We start from the raw sequence: 21,841 nt of genomic DNA on the forward strand, positions 1-21,841 counted from the left end.
GGGCGGCTCCCCGCGCGGCCGGTGGCCCACCCGTCAGCCCAGGAGCCGCCGCAGGCGCGCCGCGGCCGCGGCCAGGGCGCCACGCGATTCGGCGAGTTGGGCGGCCGTCACCCCGGTGTCCCGGGCGGCGTCCCTGACCTGGTCGCGGAAGCGGTCCAGCAGGCGCTCCAACTCCCGGGCGGGGTCGGCCGAAGGATCGGTCTCCGTCCACGGCGGGAGGTCCGCCGGCAGCTGCTCGGCCCCGCCGGCCAGGTCCTCCTCGTCCAGGTCGATCCGGGTGACCCGGACCTCCTCCTCCGGCGCCGCGGGGTGGCCCCACTTGGCGGCGTCGGCCAGCCCGGCCAGGCTCCTGGTCAGCTCGGAGAGCCCTTCGGCCAGCCCGGAGGACCAGTCCCCGCGGGCCGCCGCGTCACGGACCTGCTGCTCCACCCGGCGCTTGATCCGCAGCGCCTCCTGCTGTGCGGCGGACCTGGCGGCCCTGGACTGCTCGCGCAGCCTGCGGGCCTCCTCCTCGGCCGCCCTGGCCTTCGCCTTGGCGGCCTGCTCCTGCTCCTTGGCCCGCTTCGCCTGCTCCTTGGCCTGGGCCTTGAACTGGGCGAACTCCTCCTTGGCCCGCTGCCAGGACTCCTTGTCGCCCCACGGGCCGTCCCACGGGCTCCCGGCCCCGGCTCCGGCCCCGTCCTCGGCCTGCGGCCTGGGAGCCTTCCTGGCCGCGCCCCAGAGCTCCTCGCGCAGGTCCTTGGCGCTGTCCCGGACGTCCTCGCGGATCGCCCCGGCCAGCTGGGCCACCGACTCGCGGATCTCCACCTCCAGCTCGGCCAGCTCGTCCTGGCGCAGGGTCAGTTCGGTGCGCCCGGCGTCGGTGAGGCGGAAGACCTTGCGGCCGCCCTCGGTGGTGTGGCTGACCAGGCCCTCCTTCTCCAGCTTCGCCAGCCGCGGGTACACGGTGCCGGCCGAGGGCGCGTACAGGCCCTGGAACCGTTCCTCCAGGAGGCGGATCACCTCGTAGCCGTGCCGGGGGGCCTCGTCCAGGAGCTTGAGCAGGTAGAGCCGGAGCCGGCCGTGGCCGAAGACGGGGGTCATGTCATGCCTCCTGAGTACCGGCGGAGGGGAGTTCCTTCACCAGGTTGGGGCGGTCCTCGGCGTCCGGGCGGCGGAGCACCGTCACCGCACCGGAGACGGTGGTGACCTGGAGCTTGCCGTTGCCGCTGCCGAGCTGGCCGGAGAGCTTCTTGGCGCCCCAGGTGCCGCCGAGCTTGAGTTCGTCGAAGGTGCTGGTGAGGTCGCCGCTGGTGGTACCGGCCTCGACCCGGGTGTCGGCGAGCGAGGGCAGCCGGACGCCGACCGCGCCGCTCACCGTGGTGACGCGGATGTCGGCGGCGGTCTCGACGTCCAGGTCCAGGGTGACGTCGCCGCTGACGGAGTTGGCCTGGACCTTCTCGGCCGCCCCGGCGACCAGGGTGACCTGGCCGGAGACGGTGTTGACCCGCAGCTCGCCGGCCACCGACTGGGCGTCCACGTTGCCCGAGACGGTGTTGGCGTCGGTCCGGCCGGTGAGGCCCACCAGGGTGGTCTCCCCGCTGGCGCCGTTCACCGAGACCCGGCCGGTGAGCCCGGAGACCGTGGCGTCGGCCGAGACCGTGCCGACCTTCGCCTCGGCGCCGGCCGGCACGGCCAGCGAGACCACGGCCCGGCGCTTGCGGCGGAGCGAGGCGAAGAAGTACTTCACCGACTGCACCGACTTCACGGCCTCGCCGAACTCGCCCCAGCTGAGGTCCTTGTACGTCACGGTGAGGACGCCGTCCTCCAGGGTGACGAGCAGCGGCTCGCCCTCCAGCTCGGTGACCTCCAGGCGGGCCGGGCCCTCGGTGGCGACGACGTTGACCGCGCCGCCGATGGTGCGCACGTGCAGGGTGTCGACCTGCTGCCCGTCGAAACCGATCCGCTGCGGCTCACTGACCGTCCACTGGCTCATGATGCTGTCGCCTCCCGTTGTGGTTCGCGATGTATCGCGTCTGCCTGAGTAACACGATATATCGCGTACTGGGCAAGTCAAGGACCCCTCGACCCTGGTCTCTCCCGTAGGGGCGCTCCCGTACCCGGCCGCCCGGCCCGGCTCCCGGTCGTCGGTGCGGGCCCCGGCGGTCGCCCGGTGGCGGACATGCCGAGGGCCCGGGAGGCAGCTGCCTCCCGGGCCCTCGGCGCGCGTTTCAGTCCTCGTCCTCGTCGTCCAGCCGGGCCAGCCAGGTGGCCAGCCGCTCGACCGGGATCTCGAAGTCGGGGTTGAGGTCGACGAACTCCCGCAGCCGCTCGGCCAGCCACTCGAAGGTGACCTCCTCGTCGCCGCGCCGGCTCTCCAGTTCCTCGATGCCTCGGTCGGTGAAGTACACGGTTCTGCGCTCCGCTCCGATGGGGATTGACCTGGTCAGAATAGCCGCGGGCCCGGTCCCCGCCGGAGCGGGGACCGGGCCGTCAGTGCTTCGGGACCCTCAGCCGTCTCAGAGGCTGAAGACCTCGTCGAGCAGGGCCTGCTGCTCGGCGGCGTGGCGCTTGGCCGAGCCGACCGCGGGGGCCGAGGAGGCCGTGCGGGCGACGCGGCGCAGGCGCGCACCACCGTTGGCGCTGCGGCCGATGACGACCTGCAGGTGGTCGACCAGGTTCATCGCGATGAACGGCCAGGCACCCTGGTTGGCCGGCTCCTCCTGCGCCCAGATGAACTGGACGTTCTCGCCGTAGCGGCCCAGCTCCTCCTGGAGCTCGGCGACCGGCAGCGGGTAGAGCCGCTCGACCCGGACGATCGCGGTGTCGGTGACACCACGCTCGGCGCGGGCGGCCTCCAGGTCGTAGTAGAACTTGCCGGCCGTGATGACGACCTTGCGCACGTTCGCCGGGTCCACCGTGGAGTCGCCGATGACCGGGCGGAACGAACCGGAGAGGAACTCCGAGGTGGACGACGCCGCGGCCTTCAGGCGCAGCATCGACTTCGGGGTGAAGACGACCAGCGGCTTGTGGTGCGGGTTGTGCGCCTGCCAGCGCAGCAGGTGGAAGTAGTTCGACGGCAGGGTCGGCATGGCCACCGTCATGTTGTTCTGCGCGCACAGCTGGAGGAAGCGCTCCGGGCGGGAGGACGAGTGGTCCGGGCCCTGGCCCTCGTAGCCGTGCGGCAGCAGCAGGGTGACGCCGGAGTGCTGGCCCCACTTCTGCTCGGCGGAGGCGATGTACTCGTCCACCACGGTCTGCGCGCCGTTGACGAAGTCGCCGAACTGCGCCTCCCACATGACCAGCGCGTTCGGGCGGGTCAGCGAGTAGCCGTACTCGAAGCCCATCGCCGCGTACTCCGACAGCAGGCTGTCGTAGACGGTGTAGCGGGCCTGGTCCTCCGTCAGGTACAGCAGCGGGGTGTAGTCCTCGCCGCTGACCCGGTCGATCAGGACCGCGTGGCGCTGGCCGAAGGTGCCGCGACGGCTGTCCTGGCCGGCCAGGCGGACCGGGTGACCCTCCATCAGCAGCGAGCCGATGGCCAGGGTCTCGCCCATCGCCCAGTCGATGGTGTTGTCCTCGACCGAGGCGGCGCGGCGCTGCAGCTGCGGCAGCAGGCGCGGGTGGACGGTCAGCCAGTCCGGCAGGTTGACCTGCGAGGCGGCGATCCGCTTCACCATCTCCTCGGAGATGCCGGTCTGGATGCTGACCGGGAAGTCGGCGACCGGCTTGCCGTTGGCGGCGGGGGCCGGGGCGGTGGCGGCCGCGCGGACCTCGGAGAAGACCTTCTCCAGCTGGCCCTGGAAGTCCTGGAGCGCCTGCTCCGCCTCTTCCATGGTGATGTCGCCGCGACCGATCAGGCCCTCGGTGTACAGCTTGCGCACCGAGCGCTTCTTGTCGATCAGGTCGTACATCAGCGGCTGGGTGAACGACGGGTTGTCGGCCTCGTTGTGACCGCGGCGGCGGTAGCAGATGAGGTCGATCACGACGTCCTTGTGGAACGTCTGGCGGAACTCGAAGGCGAGCCGCGCGACGCGGACCACGGCCTCCGGGTCGTCGCCGTTCACGTGGAAGATCGGGGCCTCGATCATGCGGGCCACGTCGGTGCAGTACATCGAGGAGCGGCTGCTGGCCGGGGCGGCGGTGAAGCCGACCTGGTTGTTCACCACGACGTGCACGGTGCCGCCGGTGCGGTAGCCGCGCAGCTGCGACATGTTCAGGGTCTCCGCGACGACGCCCTGGCCGGCGAAGGCCGCGTCACCGTGGATCTGGATCGGCAGCACCGGGAAGGACGTGCCGCCCTGGTCCAGGATGTCCTGCTTGGCGCGGGCGATGCCCTCGACGACCGGGTCCACGGCCTCCAGGTGGGAGGGGTTCGCGGCGAGCGAGACCTTGATGGTCTCGCCGTCCAGGCCGGTGAAGGTGCCCTCGGAGCCCAGGTGGTACTTGACGTCGCCGGAGCCGTGCATCGACTTCGGGTCCAGGTTGCCCTCGAACTCGCCGAAGATCTTGCCGTACGGCTTGCCGACGATGTTGGCCAGCACGTTCAGGCGGCCGCGGTGGGCCATGCCGATGACGGCCTCGTCGAGGCGGTGCTCGGCCGCGGCGTCGATGGTCGCGTCCAGCAGCGGGATGAGCGACTCGCCGCCCTCCAGCGAGAAACGCTTCTGCCCGACGTACTTGGTCTGCAGGAAGGTCTCGAAGGCCTCGGCGGAGTTCAGCCGGCGCAGGATGCGCAGCTGCTCCTCGCGCTCGGGCTTGGTGTACGGCTTCTCCAGGCGCTCCTGCAGCCACTTGCGCTGCTTCGGGTCCTGGATGTGCATGTACTCGACGCCGACGGTGCGGCAGTAGGTGTTGCGCAGCAGGCCGAGGATGTCGCGGAGCTTCATCATCTTCTGGCCGCCGAAGCCGCCGACCGCGAACTCGCGCTCCAGGTCCCACAGGGTGAGGCCGTGCGAGACCACGTCCAGGTCGGGGTGCTTGCGCTGCTTGTACTCCAGCGGGTCGGTGTCAGCCATCAGGTGGCCGCGGACCCGGTAGGAGTGGATCAGCTCCATGACGCGGGCGGTCTTGTTGACCTCGTCGTCGTGGGTGGTGGCGACGTCGGTCGCCCAGCGGACCGGCTCGTACGGGATCCGCAGCGACTCGAAGACCTCGTCGTAGAACCCGTGCTCGCCCAGCAGCAGCTGGTGGATGGTGCGCAGGAACTCGCCGGACGCCGCACCCTGGATGACCCGGTGGTCGTAGGTCGAGGTGAGCGTCATGATCTTGGAGATGCCCAGCTTGGCCAGGGTGTCCGGGGAGGAGCCCTGGAACTCGGCCGGGTACTCCATGGCGCCGACGCCGACGATGGTGCCCTGGTTCTGCATCAGGCGCGGCACGGAGTGCACGGTGCCGATGCCGCCGGGGTTGGTCAGCGAGACGGTGACGCCGGTGAAGTCGTCCATCGTCAGCTTGTTGGCGCGGGCGCGGCGGACGATGTCCTCGTAGGCCTGCCAGAAACCGAAGAAGTCGAGGGTCTCGGCCTTCTTGATGGCCGCGACGACGAGCTGGCGGTCGCCGTTCGGCTTGACCAGGTCGATGGCCAGGCCGAGGTTCACGTGCTCGGGCTTCACCAGGTAGGACTTGCCGTCCTTGACCTGGTAGCTGTGGTTCATCCCCGGGCTGGCCTTGATGGCCTGGACGAGGGCGTAGCCGATCAGGTGGGTGAAGGAGACCTTGCCACCACGGGCGCGCTGCAGGTGGTTGTTGATGACAATGCGGTTGTCGATCAGCAGCTTGGCCGGCACGGCGCGGACCGACGTCGCGGTCGGCACCTCCAGCGAGGCGTCCATGTTGGTGGCGACCGCCTTGGCCGGGCCGCGCAGCACGACCAGCTCGGGGCCCTCCGCGGCCGGCGCGGGCGCGGCCGGGGCGGCGGCCTTCGGCGCGGGCGGCGCGGCAGGGGCTGCGGCGAGCGGCGCGGGCGCCGGCTGGACCGGGGCCGGAGCGGCCGGTGCAGCGGGGGCGGGCGCCGCCGGAGCAGCAGCGGGGGCGGCAGGAGCAGCAACGGTGGTCGGCGTGGGGCCGGCCTGGGTTGCGGCCTGGGTCACTGGAGTCACCTCGGTACCGGGCTTGTAGTCGGCGAAAAAGTCCCACCAGGCTCGGTCGACCGAGTTGGGATCCTGGAGGTACTGCTGGTAGATCTCGTCGACGAGCCACTCGTTGGGGCCGAAGCCAGTGGAGCTTGCCGAGCTGACGGGGGTTTCAGGGTGTGGCGACACGGGGCAACCGCCCTCTTCCGCTTCCTTTTGGGATGGTGGACAGCGGGGATTAAGGCTACGCCTCCGAACAGTGATCGCGCAGTCCCCAGCCGGTAGGCGTCGTCCAGATCACAGTACTGACCTGCAATTTGGCTGAAAACGTGCGTTAGAACAGTCGACCAACGGGTAGGCAGGCGCCCACTCGTTCGGTCGAAATCCCTACAAACTTGGACAATACTGCAGGTCGCTACCCAGTGAAGAGTGACCTGACACATGACCGGATGCCTTGTGTTCCAGTTCTGTGACAGATCGGGGCAACCGGGGCCGGGCGGAGCGACGTCCGCCGGACCCGGCTCCCGACCCGGCGCCGGGTCCGCGCGCTACCGCCGGTCGGCGGCCTCCGCGCCGGGGGCGCCGGCCTCCTCGGCCTCCTCGGCCGCTCCCGTCCCCGGCAGGGCGACCTCGATCCGGCAGCCCTCGGCGGTCTCGGCCACCCTGATCCGGCCGCCGTGCAGGTCGACCGCCCAGCGGGCGATGGCCAGACCGAGGCCGGTGCCGCCGTCGCTGCCGGGCCCCTGGGCGGTCGCCGTGCCGCTGCGGCCGAAGCGCTCGAACACGTGGCTGCGGTCCTGGACCGGGATGCCGGGACCCTGGTCCTCGACCTCCAGCAGCAGTGCGCCGGGGTGGTCCCCCACTCTCGCCCGGACCGTCACGGTGCCCCCGGTGGGGGAGTGCTTGCAGGCGTTGTCCACCAGGTTGGCGACCACCTGGTGCAGCCGCTCGGTGTCGGCGACGCCGGTCAGCGCCGCCGGGCTGACGTCCAGGCGCAGCTTCACGTCGTCGCGCCTGGCGTAGGCGCCGCCGGCCGTGGCGCCGTCCACCGTGACGCCGCGCAGCACTCCGTCCAGGAAGGGCCGGACCTCGAACGGGCGGGCGTCCAGCGGGACCACGCCGTCGTCCAGCTTGGAGAGGTCCAGCAGGTGGGTGACCAGGCGGCCGAGCCGCTCGGTCTGCTCCAGCGCGGCGCCCAGCGTCTTCGGATTGGGCTGGACGACACCGTCCACCACGTTCTCCAGGACGGCGCGCAGGGCGGCGATCGGTGTGCGCAGCTCGTGCGAGACGTTGGCGACCAGCTCGCGGCGGTGCCGGTCGGCGGCCTCCAGATCGGCGGCCATCCGGTTGAAGGTGTCGGCCAGCTCGCCGACCTCGTCCCGGGAGGAGACCTCCACCCGGGCGCTGTAGTCGCCGCTCGCCATGGCCCGGGCGGCGGCGGTCATGGCGCGCAGCGGCGCGGTCAGCCCGTGCGCCAGGAACTGCATGAAGAGCAGCGAGGCGATCATCGAGAAGATCATGATGATCCGGATCTGGGTCTCGGACCGGATCGCGACCACCGCCATGCCGGTGGCCAGGAACACCGAAACGCTCACCAGCAGGGCCAGCTTGCCCTTGATCGAGCGGACCGGGTCCAGGGGCCGGATGTCGGCCCAGATGCGGCTCGCGGCGCGCGCGGCCAGGCCGCGGCGCCCCTGTGCGGCGGCGCTCGCCTCGGCGGCCCGCTGCGGGTTCACCCCGTTGCGTTGCTGTGGAAAGGTCATGTCGTCCCTGCGTCGTCCCCCTGCCTGCCGGACCTGGGCCCCCCGGTGGCCCAAGCACCGGTACGGCTAGGAGAGCGGTGCCTCCAGGGCGTACCCGACTCCGTGCACCGTACGGATCCAACTGGCGCCGATCTTGCGGCGTAGTGCCTTGACGTGGCTGTCGACGGTGCGGGTGCCGGAGGCGTCCGTCCAGTCCCAGACCTCGGCCAGCAGCTGCTCGCGGGTGAGCACGGCGCGCGGCTGGGCGGCGAGGCAGGCCAGCAGGTCGAACTCGGTCGGCGTCAGGTGGACGTCGCCGGCGCCGAGCCGGACCCGGCGCTGGACGTGGTCGATCTCCAGCTCGCCGAAGCGCAGGGAGCCGAGCGCGGGCGTCCTGGCCGCCTGCTGGGCCCGCTCCACGCGGCGCAGCAGCACGTTGACCCGGGCCGCCAGCTCGCGCATCGAGAACGGCTTTGTCATGTAGTCGTCCGCGCCGACCCCGAGGCCGACCAGCAGGTCCGTCTCGTCGTCGCGGGCGGTCAGCATCAGGACCGGAACCGGGCGCTGCGCCTGGATCCGGCGGCACACCTCGAGTCCGTCGAAGCCGGGCAGCATCACGTCGAGGACCACCAGGTCCGGCTGCCAGGTGTGGAAGCCGTCCACCGCGCCGGGGCCGTCGTGGGCCACGGCGACCTTGAAGCCCTCCGCGCCGAGCCGGGCCGCGATCGACTCGGCGATCGTCGGCTCGTCCTCGACGACCAGCACACGTCGCTGTGTGGTCACCGGACTGCCAGTGCCGGTGCTCTCCTGCTGAATTTCTGTCACGGTCACGCCACCGCCCCCAGGGCTGCGGGCCGACTGCCTGTGGGGACAGTGGGCTCCGCTCGTAGTCGTCTTGTTCCGTCATGGGCCGTGTTCCGGCCCGCGGTCCACCCGAAATGCCGTCCGCCGTCGGCATCGGAAGGAAAGGCTCGCAGGTGTGGGTCTGCGCGCCTTCCGCTCTCATCGCAGCGTACGGACACTGCGAGCATCCCGGCAGGTGAACCGGTACAACCGGCCTGTTGGCCGGGGCCGGAGACCTGCCCGGGACGGGGTACGGGGCGATACCTTACCCGGCAAAAATATCGCCCGTAACGGTGCGTATGCCGTCGAACGGATGACACACTTCACTGCGAAGTGACTACTCGTCCGTAAACAAAGGGCTGGTACGGACCAAGGTGGGGAAGGTGTCGGGCCCGGTTTTGGCGCGATCTTCACAGGTCCCTCTCAGCGGGCTCTCAGGAGCTCGACGTACCGTGGGCACGACAACGCCACCCACGCCACTCACGACCTGGAGCGGAGGCGGAATGCCGGAGCTGGGACACGGTACGACCGGTGCCGCCCACGGGCGGGGATCCGGCCTGCTGGCGTTGACGGGACTGCTGGACAAGGTGCGGCGACTGGTGCCCACCCCGCGCCGCAACCCCTTCGCGCTCAGCTATCTGGTGGTGCTGCTCGGCACCACCCTGTTCTCCCGCTTCGGCGACCCCGCCCTGGTGCGCAGGCTCCAGGAGATCTCCAGCACCGACGGCCACAACCTGCTGCACCGGCCGGTCGTCGCCCTGCTGCTCAGCGGCCTCTGGGTGGCCGGGCCGGTCTGGATGCCGTACCTGTGGGCCTTCGCCTTCACCGTGGCGCCGCTGGAGCGGCGGGTCGGCGGGCTGCGGGCGGCGGTGGCCTTCGGGGCCGGTCACGTCCTGGCCACCCTGCTCTCGCAGCTGGTCGTCGCGCTCGGCGTGGCCACCGGACGGCTCGGCCCCGCGGCACTGGACAGCCTCGACATCGGTGTCAGCTACGGCGTGCTGGCCAGTCTCGGCGCGCTCGCCGGGCTGCTGCGGCCGACCGGCCGGATCCTCGCGCTGGCCGGCGCGGGCGGCATGATCGGGCATCAGATCCTCACCGACCAGGACCTGGTCACCGGCGTCGGCCACCCGGCGGCCCTGCTGGTCGGCATCTCGCTCTGGCGCTGGCTCCGCCGCGGTCGCGGCCGTGGCCGCCCGCTCCGCCTCCGCCGCCTCCTGCCAGGCCGGATCGCCGCCTCGCAGGCGTGAGCCCGCCGCGCCGGACCACCCTCTCGGCGGCGTGAATCCGCCGCGGCGGGATTTCGGGCGCCCGCCCGGTCGTTGAACGGTTCCCGTGGATGGTGCCCCGTCTCCCGCGTGCCGTTCCCCGCGGTCGTGCCGCAGCTCATGCCCGTGCGCCTCGCATCGGCCGGATCCGGGCCCCCGGGGTCCGCCGGCACCGGTCCACGGCCGCCGGGGCGTGATCGCTCAGGGCGAACATCGGGCCGGGAACAACCGACCCCCGCCAATCCTTAGTCAGGTCAGCTCAACTTCGCTGACTGGGGAGAGATCATGGCATCGACGTCCGCTTCGCTCACCCTGCCCGTACTGCCGCTCGACGACGAAGTGGTGCTCCCGGGCATGGTGGTCCCGCTGGACCTGTCCGACACCGAGGTGCGCGCCGCCGTCGAGGCGGCCCGGGCCGCTGCCGCCGGTGGGGCGAAGCCGCAGGTCCTGCTGGTGCCCCGGTTGGACGGCTCGTACGCGGCGGTGGGCACCCTGGCCACCGTCGAACAGGTCGGCCGGCTGGCCGACGGCGACCCGGCGGCACTGGTCCGCGCCGTCCGCCGGGTGCGGATCGGCGCCGGTACGACCGGGCCCGGCGCCGCGCTCTGGGTGGAGACCAGCCCGTTCCGCGAGTCCGACCCGGGGCTGCCGGTGGCCGGCCGGGCCGCCGAGCTGGTCAAGGAGTACAAGGCGCTCTCCACCCAGTGGCTGCGCAAGCGCGGCGCCTGGCAGATCGTCGACCGGGTGGCCCAGATCGAGGGCGTCGGCGAGCTCGCCGACAACATCGGGTACGCGCCCTTCGCCACCGCCGAGCAGAAGCTGAAGGTGCTGCTGGAGGCCGACCGGTCGGCCCGGCTGGAGTACGCGCTGACCCTGCTGCGCGACCACCTCGCGGAGGAGGAGGTCAACGACACCATCCGCAAGGACGTCGAGGAGGGCGTGGCCAAGCAGCAGAAGGAGTTCCTGCTCCGCCGCCAGCTGGAGGCGGTCCGCAAGGAGCTCGCCGAGCTGAACGGCGACCCGGCCGACGAGGAGGGCGACTACCGGGCCCGGGTCGAGGCCGCCGAGCTGCCGGACAAGGTCCGCGAGGCCGCCCTCAAGGAGGTCGACAAGCTGGAGCGGGCGAGCGACCAGTCGCCCGAGGGCTCCTGGATCCGCACCTGGCTGGACACCGTCCTCGAACTGCCCTGGAACGAGCGCAGCGAGGACGCCTACGACATCGCCGGCGCCCGCGCGGTGCTGGACGCCGACCACGCCGGCCTGGCCGACGTGAAGGACCGGATCGTCGAGTACCTGGCGGTGCGCAAGCGCCGGGCCGACCAGGGGCTCGGCCTGATCGGCGGCAGGCGCGGGGGAGCGGTGCTCGCGCTGGTCGGGCCGCCCGGTGTGGGAAAGACCTCACTGGGGGAGTCGGTCGCCCGTGCGATGGGCCGGAAGTTCGTCCGGGTGGCGCTCGGCGGCGTCCGGGACGAGGCGGAGATCCGCGGCCACCGGCGCACGTACGTCGGCGCGCTCCCCGGCCGTGTCGTGCGCGCCATCAAGGAGGCCGGGTCGATGAACCCGGTGGTCCTGCTGGACGAGATCGACAAGGTCGGCTCCGACTACCGGGGCGACCCGGCGGCCGCTCTGCTCGAAGTCCTCGACCCGGCGCAGAACCACACGTTCCGCGACCACTACCTGGAGGTCGAGCTGGACCTCTCCGACGTGGTCTTCCTCGCCACCGCCAACGTCCTGGAGGCCATCCCCGAGCCGCTGCTCGACCGGATGGAGCTGGTCCGCCTGGACGGCTACACCGAGGACGAGAAGGTCGTCATCGCCCGCGACCACCTGCTGCCCCGGCAGCGGGAGAAGGCCGGCCTGACGGGCGAGGAGGTCTCGGTGGACGAGGCCGCGCTGCGCCGCCTCGCGGGCGAGTACACCCGCGAGGCCGGCGTACGGAACCTGGAGCGCTCGATCGCCCGCATCCTGCGGAAGGTCGCCGCGCAGAGCGAGCTGGGGGAGCGCGAGCTGCCCGTCGCGATCGGCGCCGGCGACCTGCGGGCACTGATCGGGCGGCCGCACCACACCCCCGAGTCCGCCCAGGAGCCCGCCGAGCGGCGCACCGGCGTCCCCGGGGTGGCCACCGGTCTCGCGGTGACGGGAGCCGGCGGTGACGTCCTCTACATCGAGGCGTCGCTGGCGGACGCCGAGACCGGTGGCACCGGTCTCACCCTGACCGGCCAGCTGGGCGACGTGATGAAGGAGTCCGCGCACATCGCGCTCTCCTTCCTGCGCTCGCGCGGCGCCGAGCTGGAGCTGCCGGTCACCGACCTGCGCGACCGGGGTGTGCACCTGCACGTTCCGGCCGGTGCCGTCCCCAAGGACGGGCCGAGCGCCGGTATCACCATGACCACGGCACTGGCCTCGCTGCTCTCCGGCCGCAAGGTCCGCACCGACGTGGCGATGACGGGCGAGGTCTCGCTGACCGGCCGGGTGCTGCCGATCGGCGGGGTGAAGCAGAAGCTGCTCGCCGCCGACCGGGCCGGGATCACCACCGTGATCATCCCCAAGCGGAACGAGCCCGACCTGGACGACGTCCCCGCCGAGGTGCTGGAGCGGCTCACCGTCCACCCGGTGGCCGATGTCCGCGAGGTCCTGAGGCTGGCCCTGGAGCCGGCGGAGGTCCTGGTCGCCGCCGCATAGCCACGGGGCGCGGGCCGGAGAACGCGGGCCGGCCGCCCGGTGTCCGGGGGCGCGGGAACGGGAGGTCGACTCGCCCGGTTCCCCGCGCCCCCGGCGGCCCGGTCCTGACGCGGCGTCCGGCGGACCGTGTCGGCTCGTCAGGCCCGGGTGACCGCAGGGTGAGACGGTCTTGTGAGACAAGCTGTCAGCCCGTCAGGATGGCGGGCATGCATCGTCACGCGCACCTGAGCCGTCGACTCGACGTCGACCTGGCGTACGCGTGTTCCGCGATCTGTCACCGCACCCGCTGAGAAGCGCGGTGCGCCCGCCCGGCCGTCGGCCGGGCCCCTTCTCGTCCCGTCGCCGGGCGGAGTGCACCGCTGTGCGGTCCCGCAGGCCCTCCACTCCTTCGACGGACGGGAATCCTCCATGCGCTTCGCGCTGCCCTCCCGCGCTGCCGTACTCGCCGCAGCCGCCCTGATCGCCTGCACCCCACCGGCGCAGGCCGCCACCTCGTACGCGGGCCCGGACGGCACCGCCACCATGCACGGCGACACCGGGTCCTCCGACGCCACCCCGCTGCCGGGGCCACCGTCCGGTCCGCTCGGCTCGCACCGGACGGCACTCGCCTCGGCCTGCCCGACGGTGCTGGTCGGTGCGGACGGCCACCCGGTCGCCCTGTGCACCACGATCTTCGGCCAGACCCCGACCGTGCACCTGCTCGACCCGGCGAGCGGCGACTCGCTGGCCGAACTGCCGCTCACCAAGGGCTCGTTGCTCGGCGGGGTCTACGCCTACCTCGACAACCGGGACCGCCTGGTCGCGGTGGACGGCAACCGCACCCTGCTGCGGATCGCCCACCGCCGCACCGCCTCCGGTGGTTGGCAGCTGTACGTGGACAGCTCGCTCCCGCTCGCCGGCGCCGTCCCGGCCGGTGACTCGGTCACCGGGGTCTCCCCGGACTGGCGGGGCCGGGTCTGGTTCGCCACCGCGGGCGGGGTGGTCGGCACCGCCGACGACCGCACCGGCACCGTCCGCACCCTGGCCCTCCCGGCCGGGGAGAAGGTCGCGAACAGCATCTCCACCGCCCCCGTGGGCACCGCCGTCTCCACGACCCACGCCACCTACCTGCTCACCGCGGGAGCCGACGGCACCCCCGAGATCGCCTGGCGCCGGACGTACGACCGCGGGCCGGGCCGCAAGCCGGGACAGCTCAGCTGGGGCACCGGCTCCACCCCGACCTTCTTCGGACCACGGACCGGCGGCGACTACCTGACCGTCGTGGACAACGCCGCACCCACCGAGAACCTGCTGGTCTACCGGGCCGCCACCGGCGAGCAGGTCTGCTCGGTGCCGGTGCTCAGGGCGGGTGGCAGCGGCAGTGAGAACTCCCCGATCGCCGCCGGGAACTCGGTGTTCGTCGCCGGCACCTACGGCTACCCGTACCCCAGGCTGCCGGACGGCGCGGGGGACAGCGTGCCGGCCTCCGCCGACTTCGAGGGCGGCCTGAGCCGGGTGGACGCCCGGGCCGACGGCTCGGGCTGCGACCTGAAGTGGGACACCGAGGTCCGCTCGGCCGCGGTCCCCCGGCTCTCCACCGCCGACGGCCTGATCCACACCTTCCTGCGGAACCCCGTGATCCCCGGCACCGACGCCACCTCGATCCTGGACCCCTACTACTACGCCGAGGTGGACCCGGAGACCGGCGCCGTGGTGCGCACCGAGTACGTCGGCGCGGGCTTCGTCTTCGACACCCTGCAGATGGTCGGCAGCATCGCGCCCGGCGGGGTGGTGCTCCAGGGGACGACCACCGGCGTGCTCCGGATCGCCGCCGGGTGGCGCCGGTAGCGGGCCCGCCCGGTGCGCGCAAGGGGAACCCGGCAGTAATGCCCCGGGCGGGTCCTGCGGGTACCGGCGGGAAACCCCGGCGTGCGACACTGCCGAAATGCCGTCACCTACTCAGCGGGCCCTGGCCCTGGTACCGGCCCGACTGCGCCCGTTCCTGGTGCAGCACCGCAAGTTGGTGAAGTTCCTGCTGGTGGGCGGCACCTGCTTCGTGCTCACCATGGCCGTCAACTTCGGGCTGAAGCTCACGGTGCTGCACGCCAAACCGGTGGCCTCGCTCACCGTCGCGACCGTGGTCGCGACCCTGGTCTCCTACGTGCTCAACCGGCAGTGGTCCTTCCGGACCAACGGCACGCACCGCGAGGCCGTGCTCTTCTTCGTGGTCAGCGGGGTGGCGGTGCTGGTGAACGACGCCCCGCTGGCCGTCTCCCGCTACCTGCTGGACCTGCGCGAGCCGGACGTCAGCGCCTTCACCCAGGAGGTGGCCGACTTCCTCAGCGGCATGATCGTCGGAACCCTGCTCGCGATGGTCTTCCGGTACTGGGCGATGAAGCACTGGGTGTTCGTCTCCGAGCGCCCTTCGGTTGCCGGGGAGCGGACCGAGCCGCGGTCCGAGCGGGTCTGAGACCCGCACCGGGCCCCGCTGTCCGGCCTGCCGTTCCACGCTCCGGGGCCTGCCGTTCCACGCTCCGGGGCCAGCCGTCCTAGGCTCCGGGTAGGGGGTCCGGAGCATCCGGCCGGTGAACGCCGTTACGCTGCGTAGGTCCGACCGCATGTTCGATGGCCGGACGGCTACGGCCGGTAACGAAGTAAGGCAGCGGCATGCGTGAGACGGACAGTCGGCGCGGTGGACCCGCCGGTCAGCAGGGAATGCGCTGGGCCAACCTGGGCCTCGTCCTCGGCGAGATCGCGTCCGGACCGCGCTCCCGTGCCGAGGTCGCCGCCGCCACCGGCCTGACCAGGACCGCGGTCTCCTCCCTGGTCGACGAGCTGCTCACGGCCGGGCTCCTCACCGAATCCGGCCCCGCCGTGCCCAGTGGCCGGGTCGGACGGCCGGGCACCGCACTGTCCCTCAACCCCGAAGGGCCCTGCGGCCTCGGTGCCGAGATCGGCGTCGAACACCTCGCGGTCTGCCTGGTCGACCTGCGCGGTGAGGTCCGCGGCGGGCAGCGGATGGAGATCTGCAACCGGGACCGGGAGTCCGCCGCCGTCCTCGCCGACCTCGCCGAGCTGCTGCGGGCCACTGCGGACGGCACCGCGCTGCGCCCCGCCGGGCTCGGACTCGCCGTCCCCGGGCTGGTCGGCGGCGCGGACGGCGTCGTCGAGCGGGCCGCCAACCTCGGCTGGACCGGCGTACCCGCGGTGGCCGAGCTCCGGCTCGCGCTGCGCGCCGCCGGGGCGGGTGAGCTGGCCGGACTGCCGATCGAGGCCGACAACGAGGCCAACCTCGGCGGGCTGGCCGAACTCTGGTTCGGCGGCCGCTGCGGCGACTTCGTCCACCTCTCCGCCGAGGCGGGCATCGGCGCGGCCATCGTGCTGGGCGGGCGTCTGCTGAGCGGCGCCCGGGGCTTCGCGGGCGAACTGGGGCACGTACCCGTCCGTCCGGACGGGCCGCAGTGCGCGTGCGGGGCGTGCGGCTGCCTGGAACAGTACGCGGGCCAGACGGCGGTGCTGCGGGCCGCCGGACTGGACGGCATCCGCGGCGACTGGGTCGCACTGCTGGCCGAACGGGCGGCGGCCGGGGATCCGGCCGTGCTCACGGCGCTGACCGCGGCCGGTTCGGCACTCGGGATCGCGGCGGCCGGGGCGGTCAACCTGCTGGACCCGGCGGAGCTGGTGCTCGGCGGCGGCTACGCGGAGCTGGCCCGGTGGCTGCTCCCGCCGATGCGGGCCGAACTGGCGAACCGCCTGACCGTCCGCCCGTGGTCCGACGACTGGCTGACCGCCTCCGGTCTCGGCCGCCGGGGCCCCCTGCTCGGCGCCGCCGCCGGAGTCGTCCGCGCCATCATCGCCGACCCGGGCCGCTTCGCCACCGAGTCGGCCTGGCAGGCCATCGGCGCCCCGGGCCTGTAGCACGCTGGGCCCTGCGGACCGGAAGCCGGCCGGGGCCGCCCCTCCCGGCACCGGGTCGGCACCGACGCGGTGGGGCGCGAGGAGCGGTGTGCGACCGGCCCACACCGGCCGTACGCCACTCCTCGCGCCCCCGTCGGCGCTGCGCGGTCGGGTCAGTTCACCAGCTCACGGCCGTAGCGCGGCTTGCGGATGACCGCGAGGAAGGTGACCGCGACGCCGAGCACCGCCCAGCCGGCCAGGATCAGGAGCGGGGTACCGACGTTGGTGCCGCCGAAGTAGGCGATCGAACGGGCCGCGTCCGTCCCCGCGCCGTTGGGGATCCAGGAGCCGATGGCCCGCCAGAACGGGGGCAGCAGCGGCGGCGGGTAGACCCCGCCCGCACTCGGGTTGCCGAGCACCACGAAGAGCAGCACCGCCAGCCCGATCCCGATGATGTCGAACAGCGACTGCAGCGCCATGGTGATCGCTCCGACGGCGAAGACCACCAGGCTGCCGAGGCCGATCAGCCCCCAGGTGGATCCCGGCAGGGCGTCCAGGGCCGCTGTGACGATGACCGTGCCGCCGATCCCGGCCGCGACCGAGTAGAGCGCGAGGGCGCCGAGGCGGATCAGTGCCCGGTGTCGGTTGGCGGGCCGGGCGCCCGCGCTGATGCCGAGGATCGAGGCGACCAGGTAGCCGCCGACGCACCAGCCGATGACCAGGTAGAAGGAGGAGAGCCCCTTGGCGTCGCCCGCCGCGAGCGGCGCCACGTCGGTGACCTTCAGGGTGCGGTGCTGGGACTTCTCCAGACCGGTGACGATCTGCTCGGCGGCGGTCGCGGCCGCTGCGCCGCGGGCCCCGGCGACCAGCAGGGTGTCCTCGGTGCCGCTCGGGTCGAAGACCAGGGCCGCGTAGATCTTCTGGTCCTTGAGCTGCGCCGTCGCCGCCTCCGGGCTCGCCGCCGTGACGGCCCTGACCGCGTCGTTGGGGACGGATTCGAGGCCGCCGACCAGCTTCGGGCTCACCTGGGGCGGGGCGACCACGGCGATCGACAGGCGGTGCGGTGCGGGGTGGTGCAGGGCGCCGACGTACGAGGTGATGAAGCCGAGCTGGAGCAGCAGTACGGCGATCACCAGAAGCGCTGCGCGGGGTTTCACCGCGTCCTTCAGCTCTGCGAGGAACCCTTGGTCCGGGCCGGCCATCGACTCTCTCCCCTTGATTATCGAAAACACGGGCAAAACGGATACTTCATATCATGAAACAGTTGCCGGGCGGGAGGTCGCCCGGCCTGCGGGATACTGGTCGCCATGAGTGACGAGGCGGCTGCCGAAGAGGCGTTCCTGGCGGTCGAGCGCGAGGTCGCACTGCTGTTCCGGCGCGGCCGGGCCCGGGTGGCGGAGATGTCCCGGCGGGTGCACCCGCGGCTGGAGGGCGTCGCCTACAGCATGATGGGCTTCATCGAGAACGCCGGCCGGGTGCGGATGACCGACATCGGGCAGCACTTCGGTGTGGGGAAGGCCACCATCAGTCGTCAGATCAAGGTGCTCGAGGGGCTCGGCCTGGTGGCGCGCGAGGTCGACCCGCTGGACCGGCGCTCCTCGCTGGTCTCGCTCACCGAGGACGGCGCGCGGCGGTTCCTGCGGGCCAGGGACGAGCGCATGGCGAACTTCAGGGCGCTGCTGGGGACCTGGGAGACGGCCGACGTGGAGCAGTTCGGCGAGCTGCTCCGGCGCTTCAACGACCTGACCGGCGAGCCGCTCGAAGCCTGACCCCCGGGCGCCTGCTGCCTGCTGCCGTCCGCATCCCGCTCACATCCCGCCCGTCCGCACCCCGCCTGCCCTGGCCGGCGGGCTTTACTTTGCCCCGGAGAAGGTTGCCTTATTCAACCATCTGGGATTATGGTTGCCTTAGGCAACGAAATCTCAGTGAAGGACCGTGATGAGCGCCGAACCGACCGAACCCATGAACCATCGCCAAGTACTCGAAGCCCTGTCCGGCCTGCTCCTCGGTCTGTTCGTCGCGGTGCTCTCCTCGACCGTGGTCTCGAACGCCCTGCCGCGGATCCTCAACGACCTGCACGGCGGCCAGGCGGCGTACACCTGGGTGATCACCGCGGCGCTGCTCTCGCTCACCGCCTCGACCCCGATCTGGGGCAAGCTCTCCGACCTGGTCAGCAAGAAGCTGCTGGTGCAGGTCGCGCTGGTGATCTACATCGTCTCCTCCGCGCTGGCGGGCCTCTCGCAGAACACCAGCGAGCTGATCGCCTGCCGCGTGCTGCAGGGCATCGGCGCGGGCGGTGTCACGGCGCTCGCCCAGATCTGCCTGGCCTCGATGGTCCCGCCGCGCGAGCGCGGCCGGTACAGCGGCTACTTCGGCGCGGTCTTCGCGCTGGCCACCATCGGCGGCCCGCTGATCGGCGGCGTCATCGTGGACACCAGCTGGCTCGGCTGGCGCTGGTGCTTCTACGTCGGCATCCCGTTCTCGCTGGTCGCCATCCTGGTGCTGCAGCGGACCCTGAAGCTGCCGGTCACCAAGCGCAAGGTGAGGATCGACTACCTGGGCTCGCTGCTGATCGCCGCCGCCGTCAGCACGCTGATGATCTGGATCAGCCTGGCCGGCCAGAACTACGCCTGGATCTCCTGGCAGACCGCCCTGATGGTCCCCGGCGGCCTGCTGCTGGCCGCGCTCTTCGTCCTGGTCGAGAGCCGGGCCGCCGAGCCGATCATCCCGCTGAGCCTGTTCCGCTACCGGACCGTCTCGCTCGCGGCCGTCGCCAGCGCCCTGGTCGGCATCGGGATGTACGGCGCCACCACCTTCCTGAGCCAGTACTTCCAGCTGGCCCAGGAGAAGTCGCCGACCATGGCCGGAATCATGACCCTGCCGATGATCCTCGGCCTGGCGATCTCCTCCACCGTGGCCGGACGGCTGATCACCAAGTACGGCAGGTGGAAGGCGTACCTGGTCGCGGGCACCTTCCTGCTCGCGGTCGGCTTCGGACTGCTGGGCACCGTCCGGGACGACACCGCGTACCCGATGCTCGCGCTCTACATGGCGCTGACCGGCATCGGCCTCGGTCTGACCATGCAGAACCTGGTCCTGGCGGTGCAGAACACCGTCCCGCGCAAGGAACTCGGCGCGGCCAGCTCGGCGGTCACCTTCTTCCGCACCATGGGCGGCGCGATGGGCGTCACCGCGCTCGGCGCACTGCTCTCCAACCGGGTCACCCACTACCTGACCGAGAACCTGGTCGCCGCGCACATCAACCCGGCCGCCGCAGCGGCGGCCGGCGGCGGTGAGATCCCCGACCTGCACAAGCTGCCCAGGCCGGTGGTGCCGCTGGTCACCGACGCCTTCGGACACGGCGTGGGCGAGGTCTTCCTGGTGGCCGCGCCGTTCGCGCTGCTGGCGTTCCTGGTGGTGCTGCTGATCCGTGAGGTGCCGCTGCGGAGCGGCCACGAGGAGGCCCAGGACCGACAGCCGGATCTGCAGCTCGTCAAGGACTGAGGATCAGGGACCGAGGCTCAAAGTCCCGGGGAGGGTAAGGGCTGAGGGGCAAGAGCCTCGGGGGTAAGGGCCGAGGGGCAAGAGCCGAGGGCCGGCGGTCGAGGTCAGCTGAGAACCGGAGACCGGAGCCGGACACGGCCGAAGGGCCCGGGTCGCTGCGTGAGCGGCCCGGGCCCTTCGGCGTGCGCGACCGGTGGACGGTCGCGCGGTGGGGTCAACCGGCGATCAGGGACAGGCCGTACAGCACCACGCCCGCGCAGACCGCGAAGCAGACGGAGGCCAGTGCCAGGCCGCCCTTGGCCGCGGTGGCGCTCCCGGCGCCGTCCCGGCCGGCCTCCAGGGCCGCCTCGCGGCGGCAGAGGGCGAGGACGCCCACGGAGAAGACCGCGACCACGGCGACCGTGACGGCGAAGCTGACACCTGCGGTCTGGGCCAGGGCGGCCCACTTGATGCTCATGCTCATGAGTGACTGCCTTCCGGGCTCAGGCTGCGACGGTGGTCGAGGCGGCGGTCGGGGCGGTGGTGGTGCCGGCCGGGGTGACCTCGACGGTCTCCACGGTCTCGGCGGCCACCGTGGCGTCGACGGGGGTCACGTCGTTGACGTTGCCCGCGTGCACCGGCTGGCGGCGGGAGACCAGGTACATCGCGCCCGAGCCGATCACCAGGGCCGCACCGACCAGCACGACGCCCCAGGTGCCCTGGTCCACGACCAGGGCGGCGAGACCGGAGACGACCGCGGCGGCCGGCAGGGTCAGACCCCAGGTGTAGACCATGCGACGGGCCATGCCCCAGTTCAGCCGGGGGTTGCGGCCGCCGAGGCCGGCGCCCATGATGCCGCCGGAGCAGACCTGGGTGGTGGAGAGGCCGTAGCCCATCGAGGAGGAGGTCAGGATGACGGTGGCAGCGGCGGTCTCGGAGGAGAGTCCCTGCGGCGGCCGGATGTCGGCCAGGCCCGAGCCCATGCTGCGGATGATCCGCCAGCCGCCCATGTAGGTGCCGAGCGCGATGGCCGCACCGGCGCTGGCGATCACCCAGACGGGGGGCGTCGCGCCCTTGTGCAGGGCGCCGGCCGAGACCAGGGTCAGGGTGATGATGCCCATGGTCTTCTGGGCGTCGTTGGTGCCGTGCGCGAGCGAGATCAGCGAGGCCGAGAACATCTGACCCTTGCGGAAGCCCTTGTCACTGGTCTTCTCGTCGGTGTTGCGGGTCAGCCGGTAGGCCAGCTTGGTGGCACCCCAGGCGGCCAGGCCGGCGACGATCGGGGAGGCGACGGCCGGGATCACGATCTTCGACAGGACGGTCGCGAAGTTCACGCCGTTCATGCCGACACCGACGACGGTGGCGCCGATCAGACCGCCGTACAGCGCGTGCGAGGAGCTGGAGGGCAGGCCCCGCAGCCAGGTCAGCAGGTTCCAGAGGATGGCACCCACCAGCGCCGCGAAGATGATCGACGGCTGGATGCCCGCCTTCTCGTTGACGATGCCGCCCGAGATGGTGGTGGCGACCTTCACGGAGAGGAACGCGCCCGCGAAGTTGAGGATTGCCGCGATGGTGACCGCGACCTTGGGCTTGAGGGCTCCCGTGGCGATGGAGGTGGCCATCGCGTTGGCGGTGTCGTGGAACCCGTTGGTGAAGTCGAAGGCGAGCGCCGTGATGATCACAACGGCCACCAGGAACGTGATGTGTTCCATACCCAAACAATCGTCGTAGTTATCGACCTGACAGTGCTGTCTCCGGGGACGGTAGGGACGGTTGATGAACGGAAGGTGAACTACGGCGGGAATCGTGGTTCGTACGGTGGCACGGGGGTGTCGCGGAGACGGCCGGAAGGTGTCCTGCACGCCGCTGACGTGGCCATTTGTCGATGATCAGACGA

General features: G+C 72.0%; 16 protein-coding genes. 7 read left to right on the forward strand and 9 right to left on the reverse strand.

The features are described from left to right. Positions 1-33: 33 nt before the first annotated feature. The 6 genes from ACFC1R_RS03280 to ACFC1R_RS03305 form a co-directional block, all read right to left on the reverse strand. A complete protein-coding gene (locus ACFC1R_RS03280) occupies positions 34-1,083 on the reverse strand; it encodes a PadR family transcriptional regulator (protein WP_375931838.1) in 1,050 nt (349 codons plus the stop codon). A gap of 1 nt (position 1,084) precedes the next feature. Next, positions 1,085-1,975, reverse strand: coding sequence for a DUF4097 domain-containing protein (locus tag ACFC1R_RS03285; RefSeq protein ID WP_375931841.1), 891 nt, complete (start codon positions 1,973-1,975; stop codon positions 1,085-1,087). A 235-nt stretch (positions 1,976-2,210) separates the two neighbouring features. Beyond that, complete coding sequence (locus ACFC1R_RS03290) at positions 2,211-2,390, reverse strand: DUF6104 family protein (protein WP_030267971.1); 180 nt, start codon at positions 2,388-2,390, stop codon at positions 2,211-2,213. 108 nt (positions 2,391-2,498) lie between these two features. Further along, the gene (locus ACFC1R_RS03295) at positions 2,499-6,242 is read right to left on the reverse strand and encodes a multifunctional oxoglutarate decarboxylase/oxoglutarate dehydrogenase thiamine pyrophosphate-binding subunit/dihydrolipoyllysine-residue succinyltransferase subunit (protein ID WP_375931845.1); all 3,744 of its coding nucleotides are present in this window, start codon (positions 6,240-6,242) and stop codon (positions 2,499-2,501) included. Positions 6,243-6,601: 359 nt separating this feature from the next. Next, positions 6,602-7,816, reverse strand: a complete 1,215-nt coding sequence (locus ACFC1R_RS03300; RefSeq protein ID WP_375931848.1) for an ATP-binding protein — start codon at positions 7,814-7,816, stop codon at positions 6,602-6,604. 66 nt (positions 7,817-7,882) lie between these two features. Next, on the reverse strand, positions 7,883-8,620 hold the full coding sequence (locus ACFC1R_RS03305; RefSeq protein WP_045298910.1) for a response regulator transcription factor: 738 nt from the start codon (positions 8,618-8,620) through the stop codon (positions 7,883-7,885). 521 nt (positions 8,621-9,141) lie between these two features. Here ACFC1R_RS03305 and ACFC1R_RS03310 point away from each other — a divergent pair. The 5 genes from ACFC1R_RS03310 to ACFC1R_RS03330 all read left to right on the forward strand — a co-directional run bounded on the left by ACFC1R_RS03310 (position 9,142) and on the right by ACFC1R_RS03330 (position 16,482). Further along, positions 9,142-9,885 (forward strand): rhomboid-like protein, encoded by a 744-nt coding sequence (locus ACFC1R_RS03310; RefSeq protein WP_375931851.1) that lies wholly within the window; start codon positions 9,142-9,144, stop codon positions 9,883-9,885. Between the two features lie 303 nt (positions 9,886-10,188). Then, positions 10,189-12,585 (forward strand): endopeptidase La, encoded by a 2,397-nt coding sequence (lon, locus tag ACFC1R_RS03315; RefSeq protein ID WP_375931854.1) that lies wholly within the window; start codon positions 10,189-10,191, stop codon positions 12,583-12,585. A gap of 408 nt (positions 12,586-12,993) precedes the next feature. Then, positions 12,994-14,412: a hypothetical protein gene (locus ACFC1R_RS03320; protein ID WP_375931857.1), complete on the forward strand. Its 1,419-nt coding sequence runs from the start codon at positions 12,994-12,996 to the stop codon at positions 14,410-14,412. 97 nt (positions 14,413-14,509) lie between these two features. Continuing rightward, entirely contained in the window at positions 14,510-15,034 is a 525-nt protein-coding gene (locus ACFC1R_RS03325) for a GtrA family protein (RefSeq protein ID WP_375931860.1), read from the forward strand. 197 nt (positions 15,035-15,231) lie between these two features. Further along, positions 15,232-16,482 (forward strand): ROK family protein, encoded by a 1,251-nt coding sequence (locus ACFC1R_RS03330; protein WP_375931863.1) that lies wholly within the window; start codon positions 15,232-15,234, stop codon positions 16,480-16,482. Positions 16,483-16,634: 152 nt separating this feature from the next. Here the strand turns inward: ACFC1R_RS03330 and ACFC1R_RS03335 are convergent, their stop codons facing one another. Beyond that, positions 16,635-17,663: a DUF3533 domain-containing protein gene (locus ACFC1R_RS03335; protein WP_375931866.1), complete on the reverse strand. Its 1,029-nt coding sequence runs from the start codon at positions 17,661-17,663 to the stop codon at positions 16,635-16,637. Between the two features lie 105 nt (positions 17,664-17,768). Between ACFC1R_RS03335 and ACFC1R_RS03340 the strand changes: the two genes are divergently transcribed. Continuing rightward, on the forward strand, positions 17,769-18,230 hold the full coding sequence (locus ACFC1R_RS03340) for a MarR family winged helix-turn-helix transcriptional regulator (RefSeq protein ID WP_375931869.1): 462 nt from the start codon (positions 17,769-17,771) through the stop codon (positions 18,228-18,230). Between the two features lie 169 nt (positions 18,231-18,399). Further along, positions 18,400-19,965, forward strand: a complete 1,566-nt coding sequence (locus ACFC1R_RS03345) for an MDR family MFS transporter (protein ID WP_375931872.1) — start codon at positions 18,400-18,402, stop codon at positions 19,963-19,965. A gap of 214 nt (positions 19,966-20,179) precedes the next feature. On the opposite strand, the gene ACFC1R_RS03350 is transcribed toward ACFC1R_RS03345, so the two are convergent. Both ACFC1R_RS03350 and ACFC1R_RS03355 read right to left on the reverse strand, forming a co-directional pair. Beyond that, on the reverse strand, positions 20,180-20,428 hold the full coding sequence (locus ACFC1R_RS03350; protein ID WP_375931875.1) for a hypothetical protein: 249 nt from the start codon (positions 20,426-20,428) through the stop codon (positions 20,180-20,182). A 19-nt stretch (positions 20,429-20,447) separates the two neighbouring features. Continuing rightward, positions 20,448-21,656: an anion permease gene (locus ACFC1R_RS03355; RefSeq protein WP_375931877.1), complete on the reverse strand. Its 1,209-nt coding sequence runs from the start codon at positions 21,654-21,656 to the stop codon at positions 20,448-20,450. Between the last annotated feature and the right edge of the window lie 185 nt (positions 21,657-21,841).

This window comes from Kitasatospora sp. NPDC056138 (assembly GCF_042264695.1).
Lineage (GTDB): Bacteria > Actinomycetota > Actinomycetes > Streptomycetales > Streptomycetaceae > Kitasatospora.

What these genes read in the sequence shown, in the direction of transcription:
- ACFC1R_RS03310 (WP_375931851.1), top strand. Translation starts at nt 9,142, where the DNA reads ATGCCGGAGCTGGGACACGGTACGACCGGTGCCGCCCACGGGCGGGGA.
- ACFC1R_RS03320 (WP_375931857.1), top strand. Translation starts at nt 12,994, where the DNA reads ATGCGCTTCGCGCTGCCCTCCCGCGCTGCCGTACTCGCCGCAGCCGCC.
- ACFC1R_RS03325 (WP_375931860.1), top strand. Translation starts at nt 14,510, where the DNA reads ATGCCGTCACCTACTCAGCGGGCCCTGGCCCTGGTACCGGCCCGACTG.
- ACFC1R_RS03355 (WP_375931877.1), bottom strand. Translation starts at nt 21,656, where the DNA reads ATGGAACACATCACGTTCCTGGTGGCCGTTGTGATCATCACGGCGCTC.
- ACFC1R_RS03340 (WP_375931869.1), top strand. Translation starts at nt 17,769, where the DNA reads ATGAGTGACGAGGCGGCTGCCGAAGAGGCGTTCCTGGCGGTCGAGCGC.
- lon (WP_375931854.1), top strand. Translation starts at nt 10,189, where the DNA reads ATGGCATCGACGTCCGCTTCGCTCACCCTGCCCGTACTGCCGCTCGAC.
- ACFC1R_RS03350 (WP_375931875.1), bottom strand. Translation starts at nt 20,428, where the DNA reads ATGAGCATGAGCATCAAGTGGGCCGCCCTGGCCCAGACCGCAGGTGTC.
- ACFC1R_RS03300 (WP_375931848.1), bottom strand. Translation starts at nt 7,816, where the DNA reads ATGACCTTTCCACAGCAACGCAACGGGGTGAACCCGCAGCGGGCCGCC.
- ACFC1R_RS03345 (WP_375931872.1), top strand. Translation starts at nt 18,400, where the DNA reads ATGAGCGCCGAACCGACCGAACCCATGAACCATCGCCAAGTACTCGAA.
- ACFC1R_RS03335 (WP_375931866.1), bottom strand. Translation starts at nt 17,663, where the DNA reads ATGGCCGGCCCGGACCAAGGGTTCCTCGCAGAGCTGAAGGACGCGGTG.
- ACFC1R_RS03280 (WP_375931838.1), bottom strand. Translation starts at nt 1,083, where the DNA reads ATGACCCCCGTCTTCGGCCACGGCCGGCTCCGGCTCTACCTGCTCAAG.
- ACFC1R_RS03285 (WP_375931841.1), bottom strand. Translation starts at nt 1,975, where the DNA reads ATGAGCCAGTGGACGGTCAGTGAGCCGCAGCGGATCGGTTTCGACGGG.
- ACFC1R_RS03330 (WP_375931863.1), top strand. Translation starts at nt 15,232, where the DNA reads ATGCGTGAGACGGACAGTCGGCGCGGTGGACCCGCCGGTCAGCAGGGA.